The sequence below is a fragment of the Rhodococcus sp. 06-462-5 genome (assembly GCF_002258315.1).
Classification (GTDB): Bacteria; Actinomycetota; Actinomycetes; order Mycobacteriales; family Mycobacteriaceae; genus Rhodococcoides.
In genome coordinates, this window is the sequence record NZ_NOYD01000017.1 from 1 (window position 1) to 632 (window position 632).

A 632-nucleotide genomic window follows, 5' to 3' on the forward strand; every position below is an offset into this window, starting at 1 on the left:
TCGGACGGGTGTTCCGGGTCGATCGGAACGTACGCGGCACCGGTGCGCACGACGGCAAGCAGGGTCACCACGAGATCCACCGAACGCGCGAGCATGACTGCCACGCGGTCGCCTCGCGTCACACCGCGGGCGCTCAACTGCGCGGCCATCGCCTCGACGCGGGTGGCGATCTCGGAGAAACTGAACTCCGCACCGGTGTGATCGACGATCGCCACTGCGTCCGGCGTTCTCGACATCTGCAGGCGGACGAGCGAATCCAGCGTCGCGTCATCCGCGTGCACCTCGACACCGCGCGACCATTCCTCTGCCCTGATTCGGTCGTCGGCGTTCAGTGCATCGAACGTCGCCACCCTCGCATCGGGGTCCTCGGACAGTCTGCCGAGAAAGTCGACGAATGCAGCCGCGGTGTCGGTGACCGATTCGGGAGTTGCCGCAGTGTCGCTCGATGTCAGGTCCACCGCGAACCCGTGCACCCGATCGCGATACACCATCAGGTCCAGTCGGCCGGCCGGTCCACTCGTGACCGTTTCCTGGCGGCCGGCGATCGACCCGAAGCCGTAGTCGTAATCGAAGGCCTTGACGTTCAACTGCGGCAATGCCGCGTAGTCCTCCTGGCCGTTCGGCCACAGTCG

At 66.1% G+C, this 632-nt stretch carries 1 protein-coding gene; it reads right to left on the reverse strand.

Features of this window, described 5'->3' with window-relative positions; translation table 11 throughout:
• A partial coding sequence (locus tag CH251_RS12080; protein WP_143544968.1) for an AMP-binding protein occupies positions 1 to 632 on the reverse strand: 632 nt, incomplete at both ends.